Here is a 20,425-nt window from a genome sequence, read left to right as displayed (position 1 = left end):
CGCGCATTTTGGCAACAGAATTTCTTTTTCCAGCGTACAACTGCCACATTACCATCTTTCACCAGTTTTAGCCCTTTTGTTCTCTCCAAACATTCTTATTACAACCAATTGCTTGCGATGAACAAAAAAAAATTCAATTTTCGCTATTCTCAAATTAACAAACAATGGTACTTATGGCTTACGAATCTTGGTCACAAGTGGTAATTCGCACAGTTCTGGAATGGGAGAAACGTAAAGCCGAGCTACAATCTACCTCGGCTATTCCAAAACGAAAAACAAAGTCCAAACAAAGAACTGCTTAGTAACGATACTCAATGGCTGTAACAAAGTTCCCATCTACGCATATCTTTTTAACACAGCCGTTGAGTATTGCTCGTTTATCTTGGGCTTCCAATCCTTGCCAGTAACTCTTATTAGCAAAAGCCTGTATAATTCGTTCTTTAGCAATCAATGATTGTCTGGATGCATTATTTGTGGTTCCCAGTGCGATCGCAATCTGTTCTTTGAGGTCATTTTTTATTTGTTCGATTGCATAACTTGGTGGCAAAGTTTCTAGAGTATTCAGCGATGCACGGAGAGTTTTGACTTCTGAGGGTTCCTCTACAATAGGTTGCTCATCTGTTTCCACCAAGTTTGCTAACCGTTCGGCTTCTTGTGCCAAGAAATCCACCACTTGGATGTCTAATATTTTTGACGAAATCATATTTTTATTACTACAATTACCAGCTTTATACAAACGGCACTGATAATAATAGATAGCTTCCCCATTCTTATTTACTCGTTTTGCATGGCGCGTCATTGAACCTCCGCAATGAGCGCATTTGATTAAATTAGAAAATGGATTGACTTCGCTATCTTCTCTGGAAGCCCATCGGTTATGTCGATTCCCTCGGATGATCTGTTTTATTTGTTCATGTTCGGCGCAGGTAATAATTGCCTCATCATCGTGGGTTCCCCATTTTACCTTCCATTCATCAAAATTTTTGCGCTTGCCTTTTGATTTAACATAAGTATCAAAAGGTAAGCCCCCTGCATACACAGGGTTGACTAATAATGCTTTTAAGCCTGGAATTGACCATCTCAGTCCACACCACGGATAACGCAATGGGTGGTTAGTTTTATTTGGTGTAAAGACAATTTTATCTAAGTCGTCTTCGTTCACAATCCGTGAAGTTTTTTCTGGCTTGTTCCAATCAAAAACCTTTGTTTCTATCCCAAAATCTGAGTGCAGTTTACGAACAGTAGCTGCAACTGAACCGCACTCAAAAAAAGTTGTAAAAATATACCGGGCTACATCAGATACAGTTAATTCTATTCTTCCCACCAACAAGCAAACGCATGGTGAGTCATCGCGCATATATTTATCCTTGTGGATACGATATCCTAATGGGGCAACTCGGTGACTTTTTCCTTGGTCTATTCGATGACGACGTTCACTTTTTAATCTCTCCGTCACCATTCTTACCTCAAATTTCGCAGCCGCAAGTAACATATCAATCGTTAATTCTCCGCCAAGACTGTCTGGATCAACTCCTTGATCTAGGGCTATTAGTTTAATCCCCTTGGAACGCAATACCTCCAACAATGAATAAAACAAACGCGATGATGAGCCGATACGATCAATCCGGGTAAATTGCAGAGATATTACCTTACCCTTTGCAGATGTCTTCAAGTCATTAATTAATTGTTGTAGTCCTTCCCTGACTTCCGTTGTCCGTGATTGAATATCCCAGTATACTTTTAAACATCCAGCATTCTGCAAGCGTTCTATTTGCTTACGCAACGCACCTTTATCTGTTTGCTGCTCCTCACCACTGACTCTTGCGTAACCCCAACTTTCCATAACAATGCATAGACACAACCTTTATTATATTTGATAGTGGATGCTTCTATTCTCAGAAGTTTGCTGAACAATTGCAAAAACGTCAGCAGCAAGTCGTAGGAGCAAGTTGACGATTGAAGGATTAAGTGTGAAGAATTAAGGATAAAACCTGAAACTTCGAGTTCAGAACACGAAACTCCGAGTTCGGAACACGAAACTCCGAGTTCGGAACACGAAACTCCGAGTTCAGAACACGAAACTCCGAGTTCAGAACACGAAACTCCGAGTTCCGAACAGGAAACTCCGAGTTCGGAACACGAAACACCGAGTTCGGAACACGAAACTCCGAGTTCAGAACCTGAAACCTCAAACTTTACACTTAATGCTTTATATTGCATTCTGTTCAAATTCTGGGCTAGTGAGAAATTAAATTGAAAGCCATGCAAAATAACTGCATCTATCTCGATAATAATGCCACAACAAAGGTAGATCCAGAAGTTGTAGAGGTGATGTTGCCCCTACCTGACAGAATATTACGGCAACCCCTCTAGTATGCACACCTTCGGCGGACAACTTGCCAAAGCCGTGAAAACAGCACGAGAACAAGTTGCAGCGCTTTTGGGTGCAGATGAATCAGAAATCGTGTTCACCAGTTGCGGGACTGAGGGAGATAACGCCGCGATTCGCGCCGCATTGTTAGCGCAACCAGAAAAACGACATATTATCACCACTCAAGTTGAACACCCAGCAGTTTTAAATGTCTGCAAACAACTAGAAACCCAAGGTTATAATGTTACTTATCTGTCGGTAAATAGTCAGGGGCAGTTAGATCTCAATGAACTAGAAGCCTCCTTGACAGGTAACACCGCCTTAGTAACAATTATGTACGCCAACAACGAAACCGGCACGGTGTTTCCAATTGAGCAGATTGGGTTAAGAGTAAAAGAGTATGGCGCTCTCTTCCATGTAGACGCGGTGCAAGCAGTAGGAAAAATTCCGCTGAATATGAAGACTAGCACCGTGGATATGCTGACCATATCCGGTCACAAAATACATGCACCCAAAGGAATTGGCGTCTTGTATGTGCGACGCAAAGTCAGATTTCGTCCCTTTTTGATTGGCGGACACCAAGAACGGGGACGCCGCGCCGGAACAGAGAACGTTCCCGGAATCATCGCCCTAGGCAAAGCTGCCGAACTGGAGATGCTACATTTAGAAGAAGCGACCAAAAGAGAAGCAAAACTGCGCGATCGCCTAGAAAAAACCTTACTCGCCAAGATTCCCAACTGTGAAGTTAACGGTGATCCTAGCCACAGATTACCCAACACCACCAACATCGGCTTTAAATATATCGAAGGTGAAGCAATTCTGCTTTCCCTGAACAAATACGGTATCTGTGCTTCCTCCGGTTCTGCTTGCACCTCCGGCTCACTGGAACCTTCCCACGTTTTACGCGCAATGGGCTTACCCTACACCACCTTGCATGGTTCCATCCGCTTTAGCCTTTGTCGCTACACCACAGAAGCCGAAATCGATCAAGTTATCGCCGTAATGCCCGAAATTGTAGAACGTCTACGCGCTCTTTCACCCTTCAAAAATGACGCAGCCAATTGGCTACAAGAACAGTCATTAGTCATTGGTCATTAGTCATTAGTCATTGGTCATTGGTCATTGGTCATTAGTCATTAGTCATTGGTCATTAGTCATTAGTCATTAGTCATTGGTGAGTAGTTAGTGGTTAAAACCAAAAAACAGCAAATGACAAAGAACAAATGACAAAAGACAAAGAACAAAGAACAAAGAACAAACAACAAATGACAAAAGACAAAAGACAAATGACAAATGACAAATGACAAATGACAAATGACAAAGAACATATGACAAAGGAAAAACTTCATGTGGGACTACACAGATAAAGTATTAGAATTGTTTTACAATCCCTTAAATCAGGGAGAAATCGAAGAGACTAGCGAATCTGGAATTAAAGTTGCCACTGGCGAAGTAGGTAGCATTGCCTGCGGTGATGCGCTGAGATTGCACCTAAAAGTGGAAGTCAAGAGCGACAAAATTCTGGATGCTCGGTTTCAAACCTTTGGTTGTACCAGTGCGATCGCTTCTTCTAGTGCGCTGACCGAGATGATTAAAGGTTTAACTTTAGATCAAGCCCTGAAAGTCTCAAATAAAGATATTGCAGACTATCTGGGTGGATTACCAGAAGCCAAGATGCATTGCTCGGTAATGGGGCAAGAAGCCTTAGAAGCTGCCATTTATAATTATCGAGGCATTGCTCGCGCTGCCCATGATGATGATGATGATGAAGGAGCGCTAGTTTGTAGCTGCTTTGGTATCAGCGAATCCAAGATTCGGCGCGTGATTTTGGAAAATAACCTTACCCATGCCGAAGATGTAACAAATTATGTGAAAGCCGGCGGCGGATGCGGTTCTTGTTTAGCTAATATTGATGATATATTAGCAGATGTAAACAGTCAGCGGTCAGTGATTAGTGGTCAGAAGCAGCAACAACAAAAAACTGACAACCGCCAACTGACAACTGTACAGAAAATCGCACTCATTCAAAAAGTTTTGGATGAAGAAGTCAGACCAGTTTTGATAGCTGACGGCGGAGATGTAGAACTCTACGACGTAGAAGGAGATAGAGTAAAAGTAGTGCTGCAAGGTGCTTGTGGTTCTTGTTCGAGCAGTACAGCCACGCTGAAAATTGCGATAGAATCGAGACTGCGCGATCGCGTCAGCAAAAACCTTGTAGTCGAAGCGGTTGAGCCATTGTTTTAGGACTTACGTACTCTACAAATACGCCCTAATAACCATCAGCCAGTAACATAAAGTAGGATTTGAAGTCCATACATTGTCTTCCCATCAATGCTGAATTCCTACTGACTACAAACAGCTAAATTAGCTGTGAATGCTAACAACACATAGGCGAAGATATTCAGCGCCTGGTTGCAAAATTCATCCAATTAACCTCGCTTCAAAGGAATCGGTTATGAGCACATTGTACGAAAAAATCGGTGGACAGCCTACACTTGAGAAAGTTGTTGATAACTTCCACAAGAGCATCTTGGCAGACAGCAGCGTTAGCACATTTTTCGCTCGTACAGATATGGCCAAGCAACGTACTCATCAAATTGCTTTCTTCTCTCAAATCCTGGATGGACCCAAGCAATATGCAGGTCGTCCAATGGACAAAACCCACGCAGGTATGAGCCTACAAGATCCACACTTCGACGTAATTGTTAAGCACCTGGGTGCAGCAATGACTGCAAGTGGCGTATCCGCAGATGACACCAAAGCAGCATTAGAAAAAGTTGCTGGCTTGAAAGGTTCTATTTTAGGCAAGTAATAGGACTGACCTATTGATAGGAAGACGAATAGTGACCTCAAGTCCTACTTGGTGTTTCCCACTGGCACAGATTATGACGTATTTGTAAATTGCGTAATTTCTTTGTTCTTTGTCAGCATCAATGGCAAAGAACAAAGAACAAAACCAAAAAAGAAAAAACTACAAAAAAACTCACAAACTACAACGAATAATTTATGTCTCCAATGTACACCTTCTTAACTGTGGAGCGAGCGCCCCCGGCGACGTTCTACAGAAGCTCACAGCCGTAGCTCAACAGGCGTGAGACTCTCACACAAACGCAAAGACCCACCAACCAAACAATTGCAGGAGAAAAATCATGGCTGTTGATGAAAAAATTAGACAGATAGCTTTCTACGGTAAGGGCGGTATCGGTAAATCTACCACCTCTCAAAACACCTTAGCAGCTATGGCCGAAATGGGTCAGCGCATTCTGATCGTCGGTTGTGACCCCAAAGCTGACTCCACCCGTTTGATGCTCCACTCTAAAGCTCAAACCACCGTGTTGCACTTGGCTGCTGAAAGAGGCGCAGTAGAAGACCTAGAACTCGAAGAAGTAATGTTGACCGGTTTCCGGGGTGTACGTTGCGTAGAATCTGGTGGTCCAGAACCCGGTGTAGGTTGCGCCGGTCGTGGTATTATCACCGCCATCAACTTCTTGGAAGAAAACGGTGCTTATCAAGACGTTGACTTCGTTTCTTACGACGTATTAGGCGACGTTGTGTGCGGTGGTTTCGCTATGCCTATCCGTGAAGATTAAGCTGTGTTGGTTTAGGGTTTTGTTGAGTAATGATGTTGCAGTTTTTGATTTTATATTTCCCTATTTTTGCCCTAGAAAAAGCAAAGTAAATTAGGAAAATGTTCGATATATTATAGTTTTTTACCCTAGATTATCCCTGTTGTCAATGGTGATACATGGTTTTTGATAAATTGTTTACAAATTAGTGTTTTGTTGATTACAATTAAATTAGCACATTTGATTCAAGTTATTTATATTACTTAATATGAATTTCAGAAATAAATTCCGCGTGTAGCTAGGTTTTCTCGCACTGACGCACCCTACATTAACGCCAATCACCCATTTTGCAGCATCCAAACTAACATACCTAGAATTTCCTCCACAGGTGGGAGCGGATAATCTAGCAAATCAATAGTCACAATATCACCCTCCAATTTCAGAAAACGCCATTGCGTACCACTGGTAATAGAACCATATACAGTCGAAAGCGGACGATTTTTTGCAGCATTGAATCTTTGCGCTGCTACCATTTCTGCAATACATTGTCCAAATCCAGTTCTTAAATCAGCCTTTTTTGCTTCCACAATCACCATTACAGGTGCTTCAATCTCCAAAACTTCCGGGGAACGACTCAACAAAAAATCACACATTCCATTAAGTCCCACAGCTTCATCAACTGTAAAATCTTCCCCAGAAAATAAACTAATTTGCCGATGTAAAATCCTTCTCACCTCTAATAAAATTGGGTAAATAATCCCCTCTGAACGGGCTTTTTCACTCGCAGAACTAGCCAGCGGTAAACTTTCTTCAAGATATGCCTTCAGTGTTACAGATGCTTCAATTTGTTCGATAGTAGGAATAAATCGTCCGCCTTCCTGTGTTTTTAACCCAAAAGCTTCTTTAACTTTGCCAATACTTGTAAACTGACTATAAGGCATATATTATAAAATTCCTTGTAATAATAATTCTATTTGCTGCATGATATCCATTCCTATTCTAACTCAAAATAAAAATTATCTGGGCATTTTCCGGCAATATTGTTTTGTCAAAGAGAGAAAAACATAAAGCAAAAATTGATATCGAATAAAATATGTTATATTTTTTGTATTATCAAGGATAACGCTAATGGAAATTCAAGAACTTAAAGCTCTAATCAAAGAGAGCATACGTGAAGTACTGCGAGAAGAACGAATGTTACTATGTCAAGTTCTCATATCCTATGTAAGTGAAGAAGAACAAGAAGAATTGAATGAAATGTTTGGTTCACCATCAGACTATGAAGATGAAGAATCAGTTGATATGACAGATTGGGTGAAACATGGTAATCAAATTTCGTAAAAACGCCATTAAGTTCTTAGACAAGGCAAATGTTGAAGATACTGAGAGGATTAGGGAGAAACTCAATCAAATCCTTATTTTTGTTGAGCAACAGGGGATTATTCCTTCACGGAACTTGACATTAAAAAAATGAAGGGAGACTGGGAAGGATTTTATAGACCAATACAGTTCAGTTAAGGAAAATTGTCGTAGGGGCACGGCACGAATAAAATTGTCGTTAGAAGAAAAAATTGTGGATGCCGTGCCCCTACAGTGTATATCATTCGAGCCTAACTGAACTGTATTGTTTTATAGACTGCGTATGGGCAAAATCCGAATTATCTTTACAGTTAATCTTGACTCTAGTGAAGTTGAAATTTACACTATTGGTGCAAGAGGAGATGTTTATAAATAAACTTTTTTAGGCTGGAATTGTAGATATATTGCAATCCGGTTCAGTTAGCGCCAAAAACCTTAACCTACGTAGGTTTGTTTGAGGAAATTAGACCCAACATTTCTGGTGTTTTGTTGGGTTTCACTACCTTCAAGAGAACCTAGATTAACGCAAAAACATTTAATTAATCATTCGCACCAAATCTTGATTTCCTATCTGTAACCTCAATCTTTCATTCTCAATTCTCAATCTCTCATTTTGCTGCTCAAGCTGAATAACCATCTCTTGCAACTCTTCCACCCTAGACTTTTTTTTAATCGCTTGTTCAATCGCCACTTTGCGATTTTCCAAACTAAACCACTTTTGATAAATGGATGTGTGCATATTCACCGAATGACCCAAATTATCAGCAGCAGCCTTAATTGGAATGCCCATTAAATGCGCTCTAATTGCCCAAGCATGACGTAAATCATAGGGTTGAAAAGGAATTTCCACAAATCTAAACCACCTGTCTGTACCATGTCGAGCAGAATTGAGTTGCTTACTGGTAATTTTATCTGCAATCTTCGCTGTTAATAACTCAATCGCTTCCCCATCTGTTTTTAAATTAAAAGTTTCGATCCAACGCGGATATAATGGTAATGCTTCTCGTTCTCCGGTTTTACATTCCTCATTCACACGCCATGTATTCATCGTATTTTCTGATGATAACCACCAATCAATATCAGGATTAACAAAGATTTCCCTTGGTCTTAATCCATAGGTAGATAACATCCCATATACCCAGCGCCAAAGTTTCCAGTTATTCCTATCTTCCCTAGTTGTCAATTTACTAGGACGGTTAATTGCATAGATTTCAAATTTTAGATATTCTTGCTCTATTTCTACATCAGTGGGTATATCTCGCTTACGTTTAGCACTTGGTTTTATTTTTAAATTACTCAACTCTGGAACTTCTAAACCAGAACACTTACACAGCACCCTAATTACTTTAATCAATTCATTTTTCACGCTATCTGATGAAGGGCAAATTTGCACAGCTTCAATAAAACTGGCATTTATTGCTGGCTTATCCTTTGGTAAGTGGGTTTGAGCAATATAGAAATAGCTATTAAATGTATTTTCACTTTTGAGATTGCGTTTTCTGGTTTGAAAATAGTTTTGTTCAAAATCGACAATCCAATCACCAATTGTTTTGGTTTTAATTTTATTGCGAGTTTTGCCTAAATATTTATCAGTCCATTGAAACTGTTTACGAGCAATTAAAGTTCCCAGTTCATAAGCTTCCTCTTCTGCAGTAGTTAACCCATCAAAATTAAATGGTATGCTCAAAGAAATATCGTATTGTTTTGTGCCTGTACCGGTTCTATCAATATCCCCTGGTTTGATGGGTAGGGTAGTTCTTAATTGTAGTGAATTACCAGAATTTCTGACAGAAACATTAACTCTAGCAGCTTTGAGTCTAGCATTAACTGCTTTTAATTCTGTTTCTAATTTTGCCGTCAGGTGATTTTCTTGATTTTTTACCGATTGCATTCTGCCTAAATATCCCCCATCGGTGATGGCTGTTTGGTGAAAATCGGCAAATGCTTCCTGTGTCTTGTTCATACCCTAGATTTACCCTAATAAAAAAACTGTTTATCCCAGACAATGATTGCGGCAAACATTGTTGAAAATGAACATTTTTCGGCTATTAGGATAATATCATTGCTCTTTCCCGTGAAGGTAAAGCACAAGAAATCTACATCGTTACCTCCGGTGAAATGATGGCGATGTACGCTGCTAACAACATCGCTCGTGGTATTTTGAAATATGCTCACACTGGTGGTGTACGCTTAGGTGGTTTGATCTGTAACAGCCGTAAGGTTGACCGCGAAATCGAATTGATCGAAACCTTGGCTGAACGTTTGAACACCCAAATGATTCACTTCGTACCTCGCGACAACATCGTTCAACACGCAGAATTGCGCCGGATGACTGTTAACGAGTACGCACCAGACAGCAACCAAGGTCAAGAATACCGCGCATTAGCTAAGAAGATCATCAACAACGACAAGCTAACCATCCCCACCCCCATCGAGATGGACGAACTAGAAGCATTGTTGATCGAATTCGGTATTCTCGAAAGCGACGAAGAAGCAGAAAAACTAATTGCTGCTGACGCTGCTAAAGCTGCAGCCGGCAAGAAATAAGACCCTAACAGCAGGAAAAAGGAAGAAGGAAAAAATTACATAATTTCCCTTTGACCTTTGACCTTCTCCCAACATTCCCTATATTCCCCAAGGGGACTACGAGTCCCCAACCCCACAGGGGACAAAAGCTGTAGTTCTACCTAGTCCCCCTATCCCGTTCCTTAGGCGCACGAGAGGCAAAAATGACTCCTCCAGAAAACAAGAACATCATCGAAGAAAGAAAAGAACTAATTAAAGAAGTTCTCGAAGCTTACCCCGAAAAAGCTGCAAAAAAACGGGAAAAGCACTTAAACGTATACGAAGAAGGTAAGTCTGACTGCGGCGTTAAGTCTAACATCAAATCACTACCTGGTGTAATGACCGCTCGTGGTTGTGCTTATGCAGGTTCTAAGGGTGTGGTTTGGGGTCCTATTAAGGACATGATCCACATTAGCCACGGGCCTGTTGGTTGCGGTTACTGGTCTTGGTCTGGTCGTCGTAACTACTACATCGGTACCACTGGTGTTGATACCTTTGGTACCATGCACTTCACCTCTGACTTCCAAGAACGTGACATCGTTTTCGGTGGTGACAAAAAACTTCTCAAGCTGATTCAAGAACTCGAAGTACTGTTCCCCCTCAGCCGTGGTATTTCTATTCAATCTGAATGTCCCATCGGTCTAATTGGGGATGACATCGAAGCAGTTGCTAAGAAAGCAGCTAAAGAAACTGGTAAGCCTGTTGTTCCTGTACGTTGCGAAGGCTTCCGTGGTGTTTCTCAGTCTTTGGGACACCACATTGCTAACGATATGATTCGTGACTGGGTATTCCCCAGAGCAGATCAAGCCAAGAAAGATGGCACACTCAAGTTTGATGCTACCCCTTATGACGTAGCAATCATCGGTGATTATAACATCGGTGGTGATGCTTGGGCTAGCCGCATCCTATTAGAAGAAATCGGCTTGCGCGTAGTCGCTCAGTGGTCTGGTGATGGCGCGGTTTGACTAACGGATTGGAGTCTAAGACCGCAAAGCTACTCAAAGCCTTACAGGATAAGGGTTATACGGATTGGAGTGCAAGTTTTAATGCAATGGTTTCACGGGTTCGACAGAGACAACCCTAGAGAAATTTTTCTAGGGTGTCTCTGTTTTTGTTCAAGCTAAACTAAACCGTTTAGTCAGAAGCCACCCTTTGGCTTGTACAACCGTTCGACCCCATCAAGCCTAATAACCAAAACCGCGCCACATTGAATACATTCCCAATTCTGGGGCGATTTCCCCCCAGTGGTTAGCTGCATTGTTAGGCGTTTGCAGTGGTTGCATGTTTTCAATTTAATTTAAGTTGCCCCCCTTGATTGACCTTAGAAAAATATTTCTATGGTTCCAGTATGTATAAATTACGGTACTATCAAGAACAACTGATACAACAAATCTTTGCAAATTTGAATATTTGTAGCATTAAACACTTGCTATATTCAATTCGAGGAAGTAATGTGATAAATATACTGAGAGAAATCAACGATTAAGAATGTAAATATTCTTGGTACATCTACTGATAAGTTGACTATTATTGAACTAAGTGAAGTGTCAGGCGCTTTTATAAATTTTAAGAAAATTGCTCGTGTGACAGGTTTAGCAGTTAGCGGAATAGTGGTTAGCAGTGTTTTTACTATTGGTAAAGTTGAAGCTGCAATTACTAATCAACAAAAGAATGTAGTACCCGCTGTGTTGTCGTTCGACACTGCAATAGCAACACTGGGCTTAGGATTTGGGATAGATTATATTTACACTTAATTGTCACTTATACGAGTATTAATAGACAAATGAGCATTTTGAAAAACTTTCTGGAAATTCATAAATCCGTACTGATAGCAATTTTTGGTATGGAATACTATACTTCTTTGATTAAGCTCATCAAGCAGAATAATAACAGAAATATTATTTCTTTGGATAATTTTGCAATCGAATATCCTGAGTTTAAGGATAGGTTAATAGAAATAGCTAAAAGGAAGTTGAAGAGTGAGTCTAAAGGTCTTGATCTAAAGTATGAAGAGTCTGCTACCAAAAAATTCATAAATTTTGACCAGGGATTAAAGTTTATTAAACCTCTTTTGAATAGTGTTACTATCAGTGGATTCGGAACTATACAGATAACTAATATGATACTTTCAACCTTCACAGATGCCGTGGGTACTACTAATGGATTTTTATCGTCTATAGAGTATCATAACAGCCGAAAGGCTCTTGAGTTATACAGAGTTGAGGCAGTTCAAAATTCAAATGGCTTCAAAATTTTCTATCTCAATATGGAGGTGGATTCAAAGAAAATTGAGAATTTCCTTTATAATGAAAGTGAAACCAAGCTTCAAGCAGAATGTAAAGTCAAAAGCTTCGCAAATCTACAGTCCTTACTCGAATGGTCTGCTAACTAATGACTTCTGCATATCAGTACAATATCTAACACCTGCTTGCACCCCAAATTCCGGCGACTACAGTATTGGCATGAAACCGAGATACTTGTAAAAACCTGCAAGATGGTCTGAAAACCCTTATTCTGTATGGTTTTGATAATTTGATACAGTAGTGTCAAAAAAGCCGTGTTCACTAACGAAAAATCAAGCCTTTTGGGGTCATCTTGCAGGAAAGGTAGGGTCGATGAGGAGCATTGCTGCATCTCACTTCCCATTCGGAACCGTGCTTGCCAGTTTCCCGGCACACAGCTACTCAATGTGTTTCCATGTTGTCAATATAGGACTTCAAGCTGCCATCATGGGCAGTAGTAGCGATCGCCAACTCGACAATTTGGAATCACAAAACCTTAGAAAATTTTTTCTAAGGTTCAATTCAACCTTCTGGAAATCTTCTGATCAGCTGCAACAATATCGCCTCAAGGCTTTGCAGTGCGGCGTTAGTGGTTTGCTGATTCACTTCAAAGCGTCGCTGATGTTCCTCGAACCTGATTTCGTGCTGTTCGTGACTTTGCTGCAATTCCAAAAGCACGTCGTTAAGCACTGCATCCCGGTTAAAAATGTTGGTTGCGGTGGTCAGCAGTTCATCAAGCTTTTCTTGGGTGTTAGCTTGGCGGTTTGCTAATTCCACTAATGCTGATTCCAGGGTAATTATTTGGTCTTGGGCAATGTTCTGTTTGTTGGACAATTCAGCCTGCTGGATTGCAACTCGCTCTAAAATCGCTTCGATGCGATCAAAGCGTGAATCGGCGTTAGTCATGATGCCTCCTTAGATGCGATCGCTTTATCCAGAAGCATGACTATCAGATTATTGACCGTCCGATGTTCATCCTCAGCCCATTTTTTTAAAGTCTCTAGTTTTTCTGGATCGAGATAAATCATTACTTTTGGCTTTTTGCTGGGCATAACAACTGAACTACCCCATGCATAAATGCAGGGGGTTCTAACTCACTACGCGAGTTTCGTTTACCCTCACAGGTTCCGACTCCTCCCTACGGGACGCTACGCGAACACGCGCTATTAGATTACTGGACACCCGCTCTGACCCACTATTGCTAATAGGTGACTTTGAACCAGTCGCAGTTCTCGCAGATTGATTTGACCCATTCTGCCAACCGTCCAGCAGGGATTGTTCCATCCCTAGCCAACCATTTCTAGCTGACTGGATTGACAAAAGTTCTGTTTTTGGATCGACGTGACGACTCAAGTAAGCAGACAAAATATCACGTTGCATCTTCAGCCCACAGACTGAGCAATGATGAACACGTTGCGATAATGATTTTTTCTGCTTGTTACCACACAAACAAGTTTGAGAAAGTGCAGTTTTACGAGTCGAAAACATTAGAACAGTGCCGCCAGCGTTTTCAGCTTTGCGTACTAGTTCTGATTGAAAACTTGATGGCGATTTAAAACCTATGGATTTACCATAATTTTTCTGCCATGCCTTGACGGATACTTTCTCGGTTTTGATATGCTTACCGAGTTTCAAAGTTTGGTTAACTAGCTTACCATGAGAAGATTTACGTTGAGCCGCTTGCTTGCGTTCAATCTCGCGTTTCTTGGCAGCAGTTTTTTGATAACGCTTGGATTTATGCCAACGTTTTGAACCCTTTTTAACAGTGCCGTTGGGATGAAAATTATCAGGATTATTGGCACGGCTCCCTCGTTCCATCTTGCGCTGTAGCTTTCTAATCTTCTTCTGCTTTGATTCTAATTCAGCAGCAAAAGGAGTCCAGATAGTTTCTTTATCCCCAACAATTGCAACGGTGGAAACTCCTAAATCAATACCAACAGTACCATCACCAACAATATTTTTAGGCTTTTGATATGGTTCACCCTCTCCTGACGGAGACGCTACGCGAACACAGACTAATTGAGCGAACCAATAGGTTTTTTGATTAAGAATACGACGCACTAAGCGCACATATTTAATCTTGGACGCTAAACTATGCAAGATTACAGCGTCGTTGGTGATGATGGCTTGCAGTCTTAGTTTTGACCATTCAACACCATTGCCAGTCCAACGTATGCCTTGCTTATTGGTTTTACCCTCTAGTGATGCGAACTGCCCTTTTTGTTTAAATCTGACCTTTTTAGCTTTACCAAAAGCCATTCTTTCTAAAGCTTTAAAAGCTCTAGTAGCGACTTTTTGAATAGTTTGAGCATCAAGGTGAGACTTAATCCAAACACTTGCAATTGCTGTTTTATTAGCAAAAGCTTGTAAGTCATAGTCACTAAAACGATAAGCCTCTCTAGCTTTCTGAAAAGCTGCGGATTTGGATTTTTTATCCTTTTTATCAATTAGCCTGGCTTGTTGGTAAAGGTCGGAATCCCTCATTAACTGAAGCCTACTTTTACCTTCAGACAATACAGCATTATATAGCTGCCTTCCTGCTGACAATCTGGCAGCGAGAATAGCCAAATCTTTAGATGTCGTTATTAACGGTACTTCTGTAACGAAACTAGACGTTTTTGCTGCCAAAATTGAATCACCTCCTTATGCTTGTTTATTAGTTGTCCTTACTCTAACATATAGATACAGGATAGTAAACTACTATTCCGGAAAATGACTGTTCGCGAAGCGTCACGAAGTGAAAAATTTAAATCCAACAATAATGTTGTCTACTCTTGCAAATATCATGTAATTTTTTGCCCTAAATATAGGAGAAAAGTCCTGGTCAATGCGATTGCATCTAGGCTCAAAGAGTTACTTGCTCAAATAGCTATTGATATTAAAGTTGAAATTTTAGAGATGGAAATAATGCCTGACCACATACATCTATTAATTGATGTAGACCCTCAGTTTGGAGTGCATAGAGCAGTAAAGAGATTTAAGGGTGCAACATCTAGATACTTGCGGTTGGAATTTCCAGAATTAAAAAGCCGACTACCTTCCCTGTGGACTAATTCCTACTTTGTATCCACAGTGGGAGGCGCGACTTTGGAAACGATTAAAATGTACATTCAAAACCAAAAAGAAACTTGACAGCGTTCGCGCAGCGTCTCGTAGAGAATAAATTCGCCTGCGGCTAGCCCCCATAAATAGAATTTAGGGGCTATCCCGCCGCAGTTATTCTGGTATGGCTAAGAGTTTGCACCTGAGTATTTGGTGGTGCGCCAACTTTGCGCTGGCGCTGCTGATACAGAAAAATTTTGATTTTTGATTAACGTTGAATTATCGCTTCAGGAGAGAAAAATGGCTAGGGAAGAATTTTTAAAGCGTCTGAGAAAGCTGGCAATTGAGTTCTATGACCTTCACCATCCAAATTCTATAGATGCAACGTTGCCTGAATCGTCCACAAATACCACCTCAACAAACGACCTGAATGCCTGCCTTAAATCGCCATCGTTAAGCGAGTACCAGAAACTAGCCTGAGAATACGACCAAGCTAGTTTTAGCCTGTCAGAGTCGATTCTAGAGGCAGATTTTAGGCGTACTTCCTCAGCATCTATCTGGGACTGGATATCGCGCACGGCCCCGATAATGGCAGGATTGTTTGAGCCAAGCGCTACCAATCCTGTCAACTGCTGCTTAAGCTCAATCAATGCTTCCGACTCTTCAGGGCTGCGATCGCCGATATTGGATTGCTCAGTAACTTCCTTTGACTTTTGGGTAATTCGTTGTATCACCTGTTTGGTTAGGGTGGTGAGCCTAGCATTGGTTTTGTTTGGGCAGAAATGAACGTTCTGGGCGTGCCTAGCGCATCTTATCCAGTGGGTCTCCCCAGATTTGTATTTGGAGATGACGCGGTACATCCCTCCGCCACAATGCGAGCATCTCAGAAGCCCCTTAAGCGGGTAATCCTTCTCTTTCTTAAGAGATAATCGCGGCTTAGTTTTGGCGTTTCGCTTAATCTGGCTGATTTCTGCCTCGGACGCGATCGCCTGATGAGTATTCCGGGTGATTTGGGGAGGTCGGGGATTGCGAGGATTACGCCGGTATTCCATCTCTGTAAAATATCGTGTATGCCCAAGGATTGCAGGATTGTTTACCCAATGCCTTAGCCCCGAAAGGGAAAATTCAATACCATATTCCTCCACCAAGAGCTTAGAAATGGCACCATAGCTGTAGCCTTCCAACAGTAAATCGATTATTTTCCTAGCTATGGGAAAGTTGGTCGGGTGCGGTTCTAGTTTGCGATCGCTGTTCAATTCATACCCAAAGCAGGCTTTTTGCAACTTGCCTTGTGAGCGAAAATAATTCATCCCGTGTCGGGTGCGCTCGCTCAAAAGCCGAGACTCAAAGTCAGCTAGTGCAGCCATTTGACTCGCACTGAATCGACCAAACGACGAACTAACGTCAATGGGTGCGTCCAGAATCCTCAGAATTACTCCACAATCATTAAACAGTTGAATGGTTTTAATCACGTCAATATCACTTCTGCCTAACCTGTCGATGCGCGTGATAATGACTTCCCGAACCTTCGCTTCCTTAACCAATCGCAAAAGCTTGTTAAACTCTTTGCGCTTGTCCGAGCGCCCGCTCTCCACATCTACCAGCACCACCTCAGCCCCAGCATCCTCTAGCCGCTTTACTTGCTGTTTCAATGCGTCATACTCTAGTGATTGTTCCACTGTGGACACGCGGGCATAACCGTAAATCATGGCGATCGCATTCAAACACAACCGTTAATCATACCTCGTCTTCATGGTCTGGTGATGGCACCATTAACGAAATGTTGATGACACCAAACGTGAAAATTAACCTCATCCACTGTTACCGGTCGATGAACTACATCAGCCGTCACATGGAAGAAAAATATGGTATTCCCTGGTTGGAATACAATTTCTTCGGTCCTACCAAGATTGCTGAATCCCTACGGGAAATCGCTTCTAAATTTGACTCGAAGATCCAAGAAAACGCTGAGAAGGTGATCGCCAAGTATCAGCCCACAATGGATGCGATCGTTGCTAAGTATCGCCCCCGTTTGGAAGGTAAGACTGTCGCCATGATGGTTGGTGGTTTACGTCCTCGCCACGTTGTACCCGCTTTCCAAGATTTGGGTATGAAGATGATTGGTACTGGTTATGAATTCGCTCATAATGACGACTACAAACGTACCACTCACTATATTGAAAATGGTACCATCGTTTATGATGATGTGACCGCCTACGAATTTGAAGAGTTTGTTAAAGCTCTCAAGCCAGACTTAATTGCTTCTGGTGTGAAAGAGAAGTATGTCTTCCAAAAGATGGGTCTTCCTTTCCGTCAAATGCACTCTTGGGATTACTCCGAACCTGGTCATCGGGTTTGGAAGTCAGGTAATGTAAGGTTTTTTTGTGGGGGGAGAAAAATGAGTCTATTTTTAGTCTAAATGCAATTTGTAGGGTTATCTAAAAATAATCTGTTTTTATGCTTTAAACAATATAACTCTTATTCTGTCTGGCTTTTAGGATTTGTTGGCATTTTGCTCAAAGAAAAACTGTAAAATGAAAGACTATTTATAATGACGATTTTTTAGATTAAATGGTGCGATCGCGTTTACCACTAGAGTTGCTTAATAAGTTTGGCTGCTAAATTTTCTGCTGAAGACAGTATATTAATGGTAGTCTTGACATCGTTTGAGTCAAAGGATCTACTGAAAGTATTAGTTTTACGGCTCTTGCGTACTTAGCGTGCTAAATTGATAGGATAATGCCAAGAAAGTAAAGCTCTAATCTCAAAATTACGAAAGTTTCTAAATCCAAATCCACTTCGCTTTATTAACTTCAGTTTATTATTTATTCCTTCTACTACTCCACTGGTAGTCCTTCGTTCAAAATATCCGACTATTTCTCCAAACCACCGTTTAATTGTCTGCACACTTCTTTGATAATATGGTTCAGCTTTTTTTAACCAATTGATTAATTCTAGCGTTCCCGTTACCACATTTTTATTGTCTTCAAATAAATTGTGAAAATCTTCTTTTAATGAATGCATTCTAGCTATTAAAGGAGAAGCTTGTTTAATTCTATTTAATTTATCTTTTTGCTTTTCGGTGAGCTTATTCTCGGCTTTTAGAATTGTAAATTTATTTCCTTTTAAACTTTCAAATACTTTTTTTCTTTCCGGGGCATTTAACTCAGATGCTATTTTCTTTTCTGCTATCCTAGCTCGATTTAATTCTTCATGTACTAATTTAGTAACATGGAACCTATCTACCGTTACAAGGGCGTTTGGACAAATCTTCTCAATTAAAGATTTATAATTGCCTGTCATATCAATACTTACTTCTTCTATTTGTGACAAAACTTTTTCTCCCCACATTCTCATGGTTTTTTTGATTTCAATTTGTTTTCTTTCTTTTACTAAACCTATCAATTTACCTGAATCTATATCTACTAGCACGACAATAAATTTTCCTTGTCCTTTGACCAAACTAATTTCATCTATTCCTAATCTTCTTAAATCTTTGACATCTATTGGCATCACATTTTTAGCTACATCTTCAAGCATTGATATGACTTCTTCATTAGTTAGTCCATTATTTCTTGCCACATTACTTACATTACTATTAATCACTTGTTTGATAATATATTCCGCATATCGGTATGTATACCTCTTTCTTGCTCCTAGAAAATCTAGCTTTTCATTAAATGTTTTTCGGCATTTTTTACACTTGAATCTTCGTCTATTGACATTCAGTATTACTTCAAAATCCCCCATCGGTAAATCTTTCACTAAACATTTTTGATTTTGATGTAAATGTCTTGAGTTTTGACCACAGTGTGGGCACGATGCACTTTTCGCTTTTTTACCTACTGATAGAATTAGGACTTGACCCTCTTGTAGGCTTGATTCTACTAATACTTCAGGCAAATTTAGGAGTTGAGTCATTATTCGTTTCATAATTTATTTTATTAAACATTATTAAAAAATATCTTAACATTTTAGCACGCTAAGTACCCAAGAACCAGAACCGCTCCCGGAATAAAAGATGGGTTTTCTTCAAAGAATTTCTGAAGCTCTTTTTCGGAGCTTGTAGTATCAAGCAGTATCTTGTACTTTTTATTGCGTTCTTCGCTATATGTATCAATATCAAATCCTTTTGGGCCTTTCTCTATAATGTATGTCTTTTCAAGAATCATATTTGGATAACTAGTTATTATGTGGAAAAATTTTAGTGTATATACCTTCGCAAATTGCATCATAACAGGATGTCAAAGTTTTGATTCATAGTATATATACGGTATTTTCTTAGACAACATCAATATCTAAGTACTAGACAGATTTTGTCCACAAGAAGTAGACCGTTGTAGCGATGTCTGCGACGGGCTACGCCTACGCCCTCACTCGATAATAAACTAGGCGATCGCAGTAAAAGAAGTAGACCATTGTAGCGATGTCTGCGACGATGCTCCCCCTACACCTTATTTTTATAAGATATGATAAATTAGTAAGATATTTTAGTAAGATTAAGGAGGAATACTCTTGACCAAGAAAGTTACTATCACTATTGATGATGAAATTCTTGCTTTTATCGATCGCAAGGCTGCATCAGTTGGAGATACGACCAACCGCAGTAGCTATATAAACTCTGTTTTAGCAAAACACCGTCGTACTGTTTTGGAAGCAGAAATGATTGCAGCACTCAAAGAAGATGCCAAAAATCCTGAATATCAAGCAGAGATAGCAGCTTGGGATTCTGTTGCTGGAGATGGTATTGAATAATGCCAAATGGTATTTTAGCTTATCAACGTGGGGAAATTCGCTGGGTAAAACTTGATCCAACAGTGGGTGCAGAAGCTCAAAAAACAAGTTCTTGTCTAATAGTTCAAAATGATGTAATGAATCAATATGGTTCTTTAACTATTGTGATGCCATTTCGACCTGGAACGAAAAATGCTCCTTATGTAGTAAATGTTAAAGCTACAACCAACAATTGTTTAGACCAAGACCGTTATATTGATGTTGCACAAATTCGCAGTGTTGACAATAGTCGGGTATTGGGGTTGATAGGGATTTTGGAAGATGAATATTGGGAAACAATTCGTGCTGCGTTAGATATAGTTTTGAATTTTGGCAGATAAAATTTGCATCCAACCAAGATATTTTGTCCGTTTGCTCCATAAAGTGTTAACCTGCTAGACTGAAGTGATTGGACGCACAAAAGGCGCATAAATAACCTCTGGAGGTTCCCTTGAGTATTATACAAA

Annotated in this window: 18 protein-coding genes and 5 pseudogenes; 14 read left to right on the top strand and 9 right to left on the bottom strand. The window is 40.4% G+C overall.

Annotated elements, in window-relative coordinates; translation table 11 throughout:
- Nucleotides 1–173 precede the first annotated feature (173 nt).
- Complete coding sequence (locus tag HEQ19_31255; protein ID WZI66985.1) at nucleotides 174–302, top strand: hypothetical protein; 129 nt, start codon at nucleotides 174–176, stop codon at nucleotides 300–302.
- On the opposite strand, the gene xisF (HEQ19_22335) is transcribed toward HEQ19_31255, so the two are convergent.
- Complete coding sequence (gene xisF / locus HEQ19_22335) at nucleotides 299–1,843, bottom strand: fdxN element excision recombinase XisF (protein ID WYM01837.1); 1,545 nt, start codon at nucleotides 1,841–1,843, stop codon at nucleotides 299–301. The genes HEQ19_31255 and xisF (HEQ19_22335) overlap by 4 nt on opposite strands.
- A gap of 419 nt (nucleotides 1,844–2,262) precedes the next feature.
- On the opposite strand from xisF (HEQ19_22335), the pseudogene nifS reads away from it, so the two are divergent.
- Nucleotides 2,263–3,469, top strand: a pseudogene (nifS, locus tag HEQ19_22330) (cysteine desulfurase NifS).
- A 59-nt stretch (nucleotides 3,470–3,528) separates the two neighbouring features.
- Here nifS and HEQ19_22325 read toward each other — a convergent pair.
- Nucleotides 3,529–3,720 carry a hypothetical protein gene (locus tag HEQ19_22325; protein WYM01836.1) on the bottom strand — a complete coding sequence of 64 codons (192 nt, stop codon included), beginning with the start codon at nucleotides 3,718–3,720 and terminating at the stop codon, nucleotides 3,529–3,531.
- Here HEQ19_22325 and nifU point away from each other — a divergent pair.
- The 3 genes and pseudogenes from nifU to HEQ19_22310 all read left to right on the top strand — a co-directional run bounded on the left by nifU (nucleotide 3,719) and on the right by HEQ19_22310 (nucleotide 5,955).
- Nucleotides 3,719–4,615 (top strand): Fe-S cluster assembly protein NifU, encoded by an 897-nt coding sequence (gene nifU, locus HEQ19_22320; GenBank protein ID WYM01835.1) that lies wholly within the window; start codon nucleotides 3,719–3,721, stop codon nucleotides 4,613–4,615. The genes HEQ19_22325 and nifU overlap by 2 nt on opposite strands.
- A gap of 211 nt (nucleotides 4,616–4,826) precedes the next feature.
- Nucleotides 4,827–5,183, top strand: a complete 357-nt coding sequence (locus HEQ19_22315; protein WYM01834.1) for a group 1 truncated hemoglobin — start codon at nucleotides 4,827–4,829, stop codon at nucleotides 5,181–5,183.
- Between the two features lie 337 nt (nucleotides 5,184–5,520).
- Nucleotides 5,521–5,955: pseudogene (locus tag HEQ19_22310) on the top strand (AAA family ATPase).
- A gap of 320 nt (nucleotides 5,956–6,275) precedes the next feature.
- Here HEQ19_22310 and HEQ19_22305 read toward each other — a convergent pair.
- A complete protein-coding gene (locus HEQ19_22305) occupies nucleotides 6,276–6,878 on the bottom strand; it encodes a hypothetical protein (protein WYM01832.1) in 603 nt (200 codons plus the stop codon).
- A 253-nt stretch (nucleotides 6,879–7,131) separates the two neighbouring features.
- On the opposite strand from HEQ19_22305, the gene HEQ19_22300 reads away from it, so the two are divergent.
- Nucleotides 7,132–7,278, top strand: a complete 147-nt coding sequence (locus HEQ19_22300; GenBank protein WYM01831.2) for a hypothetical protein — start codon at nucleotides 7,132–7,134, stop codon at nucleotides 7,276–7,278.
- Between the two features lie 553 nt (nucleotides 7,279–7,831).
- Here HEQ19_22300 and HEQ19_22295 read toward each other — a convergent pair.
- Nucleotides 7,832–9,259, bottom strand: coding sequence for an integrase (locus HEQ19_22295; protein ID WYM01830.1), 1,428 nt, complete (start codon nucleotides 9,257–9,259; stop codon nucleotides 7,832–7,834).
- A gap of 110 nt (nucleotides 9,260–9,369) precedes the next feature.
- Between HEQ19_22295 and nifH the strand changes: the two are divergent.
- The 4 genes and pseudogenes from nifH to HEQ19_22275 all read left to right on the top strand — a co-directional run bounded on the left by nifH (nucleotide 9,370) and on the right by HEQ19_22275 (nucleotide 12,253).
- Nucleotides 9,370–9,843: pseudogene (nifH, locus tag HEQ19_22290) on the top strand (nitrogenase reductase).
- Between the two features lie 182 nt (nucleotides 9,844–10,025).
- Nucleotides 10,026–10,817, top strand: a pseudogene (locus tag HEQ19_22285) (nitrogenase component 1).
- 564 nt (nucleotides 10,818–11,381) lie between these two features.
- Nucleotides 11,382–11,615, top strand: coding sequence for a hypothetical protein (locus tag HEQ19_22280; GenBank protein ID WYM01829.2), 234 nt, complete (start codon nucleotides 11,382–11,384; stop codon nucleotides 11,613–11,615).
- A gap of 38 nt (nucleotides 11,616–11,653) precedes the next feature.
- On the top strand, nucleotides 11,654–12,253 hold the full coding sequence (locus HEQ19_22275; protein WYM01828.1) for a hypothetical protein: 600 nt from the start codon (nucleotides 11,654–11,656) through the stop codon (nucleotides 12,251–12,253).
- 412 nt (nucleotides 12,254–12,665) lie between these two features.
- On the opposite strand, the gene HEQ19_22270 is transcribed toward HEQ19_22275, so the two are convergent.
- From HEQ19_22270 to HEQ19_22260, 3 genes are read right to left on the bottom strand one after another with little or no spacing between them, the layout of a single operon-like run.
- Nucleotides 12,666–13,049, bottom strand: a complete 384-nt coding sequence (locus tag HEQ19_22270) for a hypothetical protein (protein WYM01827.1) — start codon at nucleotides 13,047–13,049, stop codon at nucleotides 12,666–12,668.
- Entirely contained in the window at nucleotides 13,046–13,195 is a 150-nt protein-coding gene (locus tag HEQ19_22265; GenBank protein WYM01826.1) for a hypothetical protein, read from the bottom strand. The genes HEQ19_22270 and HEQ19_22265 overlap by 4 nt, the downstream gene beginning before the upstream one ends.
- A gap of 37 nt (nucleotides 13,196–13,232) precedes the next feature.
- Entirely contained in the window at nucleotides 13,233–14,771 is a 1,539-nt protein-coding gene (locus HEQ19_22260) for a transposase (protein WYM03547.2), read from the bottom strand.
- Between the two features lie 84 nt (nucleotides 14,772–14,855).
- Between HEQ19_22260 and tnpA the strand changes: the two genes are divergently transcribed.
- Nucleotides 14,856–15,275, top strand: coding sequence for an IS200/IS605 family transposase (gene tnpA / locus HEQ19_22255; GenBank protein ID WYM01825.1), 420 nt, complete (start codon nucleotides 14,856–14,858; stop codon nucleotides 15,273–15,275).
- Between the two features lie 269 nt (nucleotides 15,276–15,544).
- Here the strand turns inward: tnpA and xisF (HEQ19_22250) are convergent, their stop codons facing one another.
- A complete protein-coding gene (gene xisF, locus HEQ19_22250; protein ID WYM01824.2) occupies nucleotides 15,545–16,837 on the bottom strand; it encodes a fdxN element excision recombinase XisF in 1,293 nt (430 codons plus the stop codon).
- 101 nt (nucleotides 16,838–16,938) lie between these two features.
- On the opposite strand from xisF (HEQ19_22250), the pseudogene HEQ19_22245 reads away from it, so the two are divergent.
- A pseudogene (locus HEQ19_22245) lies at nucleotides 16,939–17,604 on the top strand (nitrogenase component 1).
- A 296-nt stretch (nucleotides 17,605–17,900) separates the two neighbouring features.
- Here the strand turns inward: HEQ19_22245 and HEQ19_22240 are convergent.
- Nucleotides 17,901–19,106 (bottom strand): ISL3 family transposase, encoded by a 1,206-nt coding sequence (locus HEQ19_22240; GenBank protein WYM01823.1) that lies wholly within the window; start codon nucleotides 19,104–19,106, stop codon nucleotides 17,901–17,903.
- 594 nt (nucleotides 19,107–19,700) lie between these two features.
- Between HEQ19_22240 and HEQ19_22235 the strand changes: the two genes are divergently transcribed.
- Both HEQ19_22235 and HEQ19_22230 read left to right on the top strand, forming a co-directional pair.
- On the top strand, nucleotides 19,701–19,940 hold the full coding sequence (locus tag HEQ19_22235; GenBank protein ID WYM01822.1) for a CopG family transcriptional regulator: 240 nt from the start codon (nucleotides 19,701–19,703) through the stop codon (nucleotides 19,938–19,940).
- Complete coding sequence (locus HEQ19_22230) at nucleotides 19,940–20,299, top strand: type II toxin-antitoxin system PemK/MazF family toxin (GenBank protein WYM01821.1); 360 nt, start codon at nucleotides 19,940–19,942, stop codon at nucleotides 20,297–20,299. The genes HEQ19_22235 and HEQ19_22230 overlap by 1 nt, the downstream gene beginning before the upstream one ends.
- The last annotated feature ends 126 nt before the right edge of the window (nucleotides 20,300–20,425 follow it).

Source organism: Gloeotrichia echinulata CP02 (genome assembly GCA_038087035.1).
Taxonomy (GTDB): Bacteria; Cyanobacteriota; Cyanobacteriia; order Cyanobacteriales; family Nostocaceae; genus Gloeotrichia; species Gloeotrichia echinulata.
The sequence above is the reverse complement of the archived record's forward strand: the minus strand, read 5'-3'. Positions and strand labels throughout refer to the sequence as shown.

Excerpts from the sequence above, each read along its gene's own strand:
- HEQ19_31255 (WZI66985.1), top strand. The coding sequence starts at position 174 with ATGGCTTACGAATCTTGGTCACAAGTGGTAATTCGCACAGTTCTGGAA.
- HEQ19_22305 (WYM01832.1), bottom strand. The coding sequence starts at position 6,878 with ATGCCTTATAGTCAGTTTACAAGTATTGGCAAAGTTAAAGAAGCTTTT.
- xisF (WYM01837.1), bottom strand. The coding sequence starts at position 1,843 with ATGGAAAGTTGGGGTTACGCAAGAGTCAGTGGTGAGGAGCAGCAAACA.
- HEQ19_22300 (WYM01831.2), top strand. The coding sequence starts at position 7,132 with ATGTTACTATGTCAAGTTCTCATATCCTATGTAAGTGAAGAAGAACAA.
- HEQ19_22270 (WYM01827.1), bottom strand. The coding sequence starts at position 13,049 with ATGACTAACGCCGATTCACGCTTTGATCGCATCGAAGCGATTTTAGAG.
- tnpA (WYM01825.1), top strand. The coding sequence starts at position 14,856 with ATGACTGTTCGCGAAGCGTCACGAAGTGAAAAATTTAAATCCAACAAT.
- HEQ19_22295 (WYM01830.1), bottom strand. The coding sequence starts at position 9,259 with ATGAACAAGACACAGGAAGCATTTGCCGATTTTCACCAAACAGCCATC.
- HEQ19_22230 (WYM01821.1), top strand. The coding sequence starts at position 19,940 with ATGCCAAATGGTATTTTAGCTTATCAACGTGGGGAAATTCGCTGGGTA.
- HEQ19_22315 (WYM01834.1), top strand. The coding sequence starts at position 4,827 with ATGAGCACATTGTACGAAAAAATCGGTGGACAGCCTACACTTGAGAAA.
- nifU (WYM01835.1), top strand. The coding sequence starts at position 3,719 with ATGTGGGACTACACAGATAAAGTATTAGAATTGTTTTACAATCCCTTA.
- HEQ19_22240 (WYM01823.1), bottom strand. The coding sequence starts at position 19,106 with ATGACTCAACTCCTAAATTTGCCTGAAGTATTAGTAGAATCAAGCCTA.
- HEQ19_22265 (WYM01826.1), bottom strand. The coding sequence starts at position 13,195 with ATGCCCAGCAAAAAGCCAAAAGTAATGATTTATCTCGATCCAGAAAAA.
- HEQ19_22325 (WYM01836.1), bottom strand. The coding sequence starts at position 3,720 with ATGAAGTTTTTCCTTTGTCATATGTTCTTTGTCATTTGTCATTTGTCA.